The organism is Pseudofrankia coriaricola (assembly GCF_032027725.1).
In the GTDB taxonomy this organism is placed as follows: Bacteria; Actinomycetota; Actinomycetes; order Frankiales; family Frankiaceae; genus Pseudofrankia.
Genome location: NZ_JASNFO010000020.1, coordinates 1 through 7,383, shown reverse-complemented (window position 1 = coordinate 7,383; position 7,383 = coordinate 1). Strand labels below are relative to the sequence as shown.

Genomic DNA, 7,383 nt, shown 5'->3' with positions numbered 1-7,383 from the left:
ACCGGGGTTTTCTGGAAGCCGGTCTTCCACATCCTTGAGGACGTGATCGGCGAGTGCTGGCTGCTCAACGCCCGGCACCTGCGCAACGTCCCGGGCCGCAAAACGGACGCGGCCGACGCTGCGTGGATCGCCGAACTCGTCGAGTACGGCCTGGTCCGCCCGTCGTTCGTCCCCCCGCCGCCGATCCGGGAGCTGCGCGATCTGACCCGCTACCGCAAGGCGCAGATCGAGGAGCGGACCCGCGAGACCCAGCGCCTTGACAAGGTCCTCCAGGATGCGGGGGTGAAGCTGTCCTCGGTGGCCTCCGACCTGCTGGGGGTCTCCGGGAAGGCGATGCTGCAGGCGCTGGTCGCCGGGACCACCGATCCGGTGGTGCTCTCCGAGCTGGCCCGCGGGCGGCTGCGCCGCAAGCTGCCCGCGCTGCAGGAGGCGCTGACCGGGTTCTTCACCGGCCACCACGCGATCATCGTGCGGGAGATCCTCGCGAAGCTCGACTACCTCGACGAGGTGATCGACCGGCTCTCGACCGAGATCGACCGGATGATCGCCCCTTTCGAGGCGAAGGTCGCCCTGCTGGACACGATCCCCGGGGTTGACCGCCGCACCGCGCAGTGCCTGCTCGCCGAGATCGGCGACGACATGACCGTGTTCGGCAGCGCCGAACACCTCTCCTCCTGGGCGGGCCGCTGCCCGGGCCAGTACGAGTCCGCGGGCCGGTCCAAGGGTGGAAAGACCCGCAAGGGCTCGAAGTGGCTGCGGCTCTACCTGCACGAGGCCGCCCGCGCCGCCTCCACGACGAAGGGCACCTACCTGTCCGCCCAGTACAAACGGATCAAACCCCGCCGCGGCGCGGCCAAGGCCCGCGTCGCGGTCGAGCACTCGATCCTCGTCGCGATCTACCACATGCTGGAGCGCGGCGAGCCCTACCACGACCTCGGCGCCGACTACTTCACCCGCCGCCAGGACCCCGCCCGCCATGCCGAAAGACTCAAGGCCCAGCTCAACGCCATCGGCTACGACACCGTCATCACCAAACGACCCGACCACGCCACCCAGGCCGCCTGACCCGGCGCGGTCACCCCACCGAAGGTGCCCGTTCCAGCGTGGGCGCCCACCGGAAGGCGCCTGTCCCAGCGTGGTCGCCTCGCCCTGGGCCGCGTTGCGCTGATCGGTCACGTTCTATTTCCCTCTAGGACCGCCACGCGACGCCCGGCCCCACCTGGTGAGGCGGGGGAAGCGATGCCGCGCGGTAGTTTGAGGCGCGCGTGATGCGCCTACGGGATGGCTCAGATGCAGCGGCGGCGGGTCAGTGCGAGCCCGGCTGTGAGGCCGGCTCCGCGGGCGGGCCCGGGCTCGGCCGTGAAGGGCCACACGGCCTGGCGATCATCAAACGGTCGACTCGGTGACGTGGCCGTCCTCGACGACCAGGCGGCGGGTGACGTGGACGGCGTCGAGCATGCGGCGGTCGTGGGTGACCAGCAGCAGGGTGCCCGGGTAGGTGCCGAGGGCGGACTCGAGCTGCTCGATCGCGGGCAGGTCGAGGTGGTTGGTGGGCTCGTCGAGAACCAGGCAGTTGACGCCGACCGCCTGCAGCAGCGCGAGACCGGCCCGGGTCCGCTCGCCCGGTGACAGCGCCCCCGCGGGGCGGGTCATCTGGTCGGCGCCGAGGCCGAACTTGGCGAACAGGGTGCGGACCTCCGCCATCGCCCAGCCCGTGACGCGTTCGGCGACCGCGAGCGTGGTCTCCTCGCCTCGGAAGCGGTCGCGGGCCTGGTCGACCTCGCCGAGGCGTACCCCGGAGCCGAGCGTCGCCGTCCCGGCGGCGAGCGGCGCCCGGCCGAGCAGTGCCGCGAGCAGTGTCGACTTGCCGCCGCCGTTCGGCCCGGTGATCACGATCCGGTCCGCCCAGGAGACGGTGAGGTCCACGGGCCCGAGCCGGAACCCGCCCGCGCCAGCCGAGTCACCGCTGGCCGCGCCGGCCGTGTCACCGCCCGTCGTCCCGTCGTCCGTCGTGCCGCCGCCCGCCGCCGGCGCCGGCGGGTACTCGACGACGGCCCCGGCGAGCGCCGCGACGACGTCGCCGGAGCGGGGAGCGGCGCCGATCGTCATCCGCAGCTGCCACTCCTTGCGCGGCTCGTCGACCTCCTCCAGCCGGCCCAGCTTGGTCTCCAGGTTGCGGACCCGGGAGGCGCTCTTCGTCGCCGCCTCGATCTTGTAGCTGCGCACCGACCGGTCGTTGTCCGGGACCTTGCGCTTCGCCCGGATCGCGCCGCGCACCGACTGCTCGCGCTGGCGCTGCACCTGGGAGACGAGGTTCGCGCGGGTGTCGGCGAACTCGTCATAGTGCTCGCGGGCGTGCCGGCGGGCGAGCTCGCGCGCCTCCAGGTAGGCCGACCAGCCGCCCGCGTACTCGGTGACGTCGCGGCGGTGCTGGTCGATCTCGGCGACGCTGGTGATCGTCCGATCGAGGAACGCCCGGTCGTGGCTGACGACGACGAGGGCGCCGGAGATCCCGGCGACGAAGCGTTCCAGCCGCTCCAGGCCGTCGAAGTCGAGGTCGTTCGTCGGCTCGTCGAGCAGCGTGATGTCGAAGCGGGACAGCAGCACGGCCGCGAGCGAGCCGCGGGCCGCCTGCCCGCCGGACAGGGCCGTCGTCGGCGCGTCCAGCGCGTCCGACGGGAGGCCGAGCTCGGCGCAGACCTGCTCGGCGCGCACGTCCAGGTCGGCGCCGCCGATCGCGAGCCAGCGCTCCAGCGCCTCCGCGTAGGTGTCGTCAGCGCCGGGCCGGCCGGCTGTGAGCGCCTCGGTCGCCTCGTCGAGCGCCGCCTGGGCGGCGGCGACACCGGTGCGCCGTTCCAGGAACGCCCGCAGCGTCTCGCCGGGGCGGCGGTCGGGCTCCTGCGGCAGCAGGCCGACGTTCGCCGACGGCGGGGAGAGCTCGACCCGGCCGGCGTCGAGCGCGACCTGGCCGGCGAGCGCCCGCAGCAGCGTGGACTTGCCGACGCCGTTGGGCCCGACGACCCCGATCCGGTCGCCGGGCGCGACGGTGAGCGAGACGCCGTCGAGGACGATCTGCCCGCCCCGCACGACGGACAGTTCGGAGGCGACAAGGGTGGCGGACATGGCCCCATTCTGCTCGCCCGTGCGCGGCTGCCGGTGGTGCTGCCCGGTCGGGGCCCGGGCCCGGTTGCCGCCGACAGACCAGCGGGAACAGCCACGCACCCATGGCCAGGCGCGCACCCGGGCAGACACCGGTGCGATGCGGCGACGGGTGGGGACAGTCATCCTCGGGGCTTCGCGTGGGTTGGCCCCAGTCGTCTGACCGAAGAGCGAATGCTCCCTTCTGGCGCAGCATGAAGGCACAGAAACACAGCGGCACGGTGGCCGCGGGGTGGCCGGGCGGACAGAGCGCGTCGCGGCGGCTGTTCGTCACACCTTCAGCGCGGCCGTCGGCCGCGTGCCGCGGCACTACGGCGGATGGAGCCACTCGATGAACGCGGGCAGCAGGACGGGAACGGACGGCGGACGGAGCGTTGGCGGACGACGAGCCGGCGGACGACGAGCCGGCGGGCGGGTGGTGCTGGCGGCGCTGGGTGCCGCGGTCGCGGTGACGGTGACGGCCTGCGGTGACAACGGCGGCCCCGCCGGCGAGCCGCCAGCGGGCACCCCGACGGCCTCGGCGAGCGCGACCGCGACGCCGGGCGCCGGCGGTCCGACCGGTTCGACGGCGTCTGCCTCGCACGGGTCCGGCGCGGGCACGACGAAACCCGCGACGACCGCGCCGGCGGTCCCGACCTGTGCGGCGTCGGTGCTGGCCGCGGCGATCGTCGGCAGCGATGGCGCGGCCGGCACGATCTACACCCAGCTCACGCTGACGAACAACTCCTCGGCACGCTGCACGCTGCGCGGCTACCCCGGAGTGTCGTTCGTCGACACGGCCGGCAACCAGCTCGGCGCCCCCGCCGACCGGACCGGGGAGGCCGGGTCGGCGGTCGTCCTCGCGGGCGGCGGCAAGGCCCAGTTCACGGTGCTGGTGACGCAGCCCGGTGTGCTTCCGGGCTGCGACACCGAGGGCAGCTTCACCAGCGCCGCGAACCTGCGGATCTACCCGCCCGACAACACCGTTGCTCTGCTCGTCCCGGTTCCGCAGGGCCGTCAGGCCTGCAGGAGCCCGTCCGTCCACCAGCTCAAGGTCACCAGCCTCGCCGCGGCCCGCTGAGGCGCCGCGGCCGGAAGGTCGCTTGCGCGACCGCCGGCCGTGGTGCCTGTCGGGCGCGGAGCGCCCTCCTGGCCTGATTTCGGGGTGAGGCGGATGCCGGGGGCCGGTCTGGTCCGGGGCTGGGGAGGTGGTTGCGTCAGCGGTGCGCTGATGCGCCGTCACCATCGGTGGCTGGGGTGCGCGACCGCCTCACCGGAGGGGGGCCGGGAGGCGCCGGCGCCAGTCGCCGTCGGGGACGAGCGGGCGGCCGGTCGTCGCGGCGGCCTCGCAGAGGTAGCCGAGGACGCGGCGGCCGTCGTCGAGGTCGACCCAGCCGAACCCCAGCGGGGGCGAGGTCTCCAGCAACAGCTCGGTGATGGCGGGGCGGGGGAGCAGCCACAGCTCGCCGGTGGCGCTGGTGGTGACGGTCGGGTCGCGGACCAGGCCGGGCCGGGGCGGGTCGCCGCCGAGGTCGTGGAGCCGGTAGCCGGGCGCGGTCCGCACCCGGCCGAGCGGGGCGGCGCCGTGCCGGCTGATCCGGCCGTGCGCCGGGAACCCCGCCATGTGCGCCCCGACCACCAGCAGCGGGACGGCGCCCGCCGGCGCGGCGGGCGGGCCGGGCCGGGGCGGATCGGTCACGTTGGGCATCGTCCCACCGTCCCAGCGTCCGTCCCCACCGACTGGTCATTGGGGGGCGCCGAAGGGCGCGCGGCGAAGGCGGAGCCTGTGCGCGCCCTTCGGCCTGATCCAGGGGGTCAGTCCGGGATCGGCGTGTAGCCGAGGACCTTGTAGGTGGCGGGCTGGCCCTTGTCGTCCAGGATGGTCGCGAGGCCGCCGCGGACGCAGACGGCCGGGGTCTGCGGGAAGGCCTTGCCGTTGCAGCGGAACTGCAGGCCGGCGCCGCCGGGCAGTTCCGCCTCCTTCATCGCCTTGATCGTCGAGGTGATGGTGGCCGCGGTGATGTCACCCGAGATGCCGTCCAGCGCCGTCTGGAGGCCGGCGGTGAGCATGAACATGATCATGCCGTCCTGGATGCTGGTGTCGATGTCCTTGCCGTAGGTGTCGGCGACCTTCGTGAAGAGGCTGCCAACGGAACTCAGGCCGAGGTACCAGGCTGGCGGGTTTCTCCCGGCGATGGGCTCGGCGGGCTGGTTCAGGCCGGGGAGCCGCGCGCCGGTGCACCGGGTGGCCCCCACACCGCCTCTGGGTGCCGTGGCCTGAAGCCTCGTCGCGAGGAGCACCCATGCGCAGCACGGCCCCGTCGTGGTGACGGGGCCGTGCTGGGAGGGTGCATGCCGGGCGGGGTATCGAGGCTGCCTCGCCCGGCAGGCCGGGTCGGCTACTGGATTCGGTGACGGGAGGGCGTGCTAGCTGGCGATCGGGGTGTTGCCGAGGACCTCGTACGCGGCGGGCTGGCCCTTGTCGTCGAGGGTGGTCGCCAGGCCGCCGCGGACGCAGGTCGCCGGAGAGGCCGTCACGGCCTTGCCGTTGCAGCGGAACTTCATCCCGCCGGCGCCGGGCAGCTCGGTCTCCTTCATGGCCTTGATGGTGGAGGTGAGGGTCGCCGGGGTGATGTCCCCGGAGATGCCCTGCGTCGCCGCCTGCAGGGCGGAGACCAACGTGAACATGATCATGCTGTCCTGGAAGCTGAGGTCGATGCCCTTGCCGTAGGTCTCGGCGACCTTGGTGTAGAGCTGCATCGACGGGCTGTCCGGGCCGAGCGGGGCGGTCGCGCTGACGACCATGCCCTTGAGCGTGCTACCGGGAACCGTCTTGCGAGTGGCGTCGGTGATGCACTGGGCGATGGCGCTGATGGTGCCGGTGAAGCCGACGGCCTTGAGGCCGTTCATGGCGCTGATGCAGAACGAGTCGTTGCCGATGATGAACACCTGGTCCGAGCCGTTCGCGACGATCTGCTGCATCTGAGGCGTCATGTCGGCGGTGCCGGGGGCGACGCGGACGAGCTCGTAGCCGATGCCGGCCTTCTCGAACAGCGGCGGCGCGACCTCCTGGGCGGAGTGCAGGGCTGCCGGGACGTCGATGACGATGGCGGTGACCTTCTTGTTGCCCTTGTCCTTGGCGACCTGGATCGGCAGGTCGATGACGGCGAAGGTCGGGTCGGCCAGGACGAACGTCGTCGGGCTGGCGAGCAGGTCGGGTTCGCCCGAGCCGTAGAGCATGACGGGGATCTTGGCGTCGTTCAGGGGCTTCCAGGCGGCCTCGACGACGCCGGAGGTGCCGATGACGACTGCCGAGACGCCCTTCTCGACCATCTGGTTGCCGCAGTCGGTGGCCTTGGCCAGGTCGCCCAGGGTCTCACAGATGGTGATCTCGATCGGCCGGCCGCCGATCCCGGCCTTGTGCTCGTTGAGGTACTTGGCGGTGGCCTCGGCGACCTTGTTGTCGTTCGTGTGGTCGGCGACCGGGCTGGGCCCGTCCGTGATCACACCGATCTTGACCGGCGCGCCGGTCGCCTTGTCCACCGCGCCCAGCGGGTCGGCGGCACCCGCAGAGCCGGTCGCCGGTGGGGTGGCGGAGCCCTTGTCATCGGAACCGCCGCCACAGGCCGAGACGAAGGCCAGGGTCGCGGCCAGGACGGCGACGCCGGCCACCCGTAACCGTAAGGCGCCGGCAGGGTGGGTGTGCGATGGCGTGACCGTGGCACGCGGGTGCGGCCGTTCCGATGCTGTTCGACCGGTCAGTCCACGAATGAGTGGCATGTCCCCTACCTTGTCGTCGGACGTTGCGTGAATACGAGGAACACGTCGGCCCATGGGGGCGGTGGGCACCGGCCGGGCGGCACGTCCCGGCCTACCTGTACGTGGTGTGCGTTGCGTGGCACGACTGCCCTGTGACATCCGCCACGATTGCGTGTGTCAGTGCTTACTCGATTCCGACGTCGGCGTCAACGGACGACGATTCGCTGAGTCGTGTGAGGGTGCCGAGCTGACGCGTCTCGCGTCGACGGTCCAGGCGACCCGATCCCGCCGCGACCCGGGTCGGGCCGCGGCGTCGCATGACCATCGTCGCCTTCAGGTGTCACGACCTGGACAAGCCTGCGCGAGGGGCGGCGGGACGCAGAACGGCCCCGCCGCGGAGGGCGGGGCCGTTCTGGGAGGGGACGTGCCGGGCGGGTGTCGGCGAGGCCGTCCGCCCGGCACGCCGGTGCGATTGCTGGATCTGGC

General features: G+C 72.9%; 5 protein-coding genes and 1 pseudogene. 2 read left to right on the top strand and 4 right to left on the bottom strand.

Features of this window, described 5'->3' with window-relative positions:
- Positions 1–1,065: IS110 family RNA-guided transposase (locus QOZ89_RS12465; protein ID WP_312622965.1), on the top strand; the 1,065-nt coding region annotated here is incomplete at its 5' end.
- Positions 1,066–1,386: 321 nt separating this feature from the next.
- Here QOZ89_RS12465 and QOZ89_RS12460 read toward each other — a convergent pair.
- Positions 1,387–3,123, bottom strand: a complete 1,737-nt coding sequence (locus tag QOZ89_RS12460; protein WP_071049839.1) for an ABC-F family ATP-binding cassette domain-containing protein — start codon at positions 3,121–3,123, stop codon at positions 1,387–1,389.
- 367 nt (positions 3,124–3,490) lie between these two features.
- Between QOZ89_RS12460 and QOZ89_RS12455 the strand changes: the two genes are divergently transcribed.
- The gene (locus tag QOZ89_RS12455) at positions 3,491–4,219 is read left to right on the top strand and encodes a DUF4232 domain-containing protein (RefSeq protein ID WP_312623817.1); all 729 of its coding nucleotides are present in this window, start codon (positions 3,491–3,493) and stop codon (positions 4,217–4,219) included.
- Between the two features lie 189 nt (positions 4,220–4,408).
- On the opposite strand, the gene QOZ89_RS12450 is transcribed toward QOZ89_RS12455, so the two are convergent.
- From QOZ89_RS12450 to QOZ89_RS12440, 3 genes and pseudogenes are all read right to left on the bottom strand, one after another.
- Positions 4,409–4,846 (bottom strand): allophanate hydrolase-related protein, encoded by a 438-nt coding sequence (locus QOZ89_RS12450; protein ID WP_312623815.1) that lies wholly within the window; start codon positions 4,844–4,846, stop codon positions 4,409–4,411.
- 107 nt (positions 4,847–4,953) lie between these two features.
- Positions 4,954–5,280: pseudogene (locus QOZ89_RS12445) on the bottom strand (ABC transporter substrate-binding protein); the annotation flags it as partial.
- Between the two features lie 285 nt (positions 5,281–5,565).
- Entirely contained in the window at positions 5,566–6,918 is a 1,353-nt protein-coding gene (locus tag QOZ89_RS12440) for an ABC transporter substrate-binding protein (protein WP_083418891.1), read from the bottom strand.
- Positions 6,919–7,383: the final 465 nt, after the last annotated feature.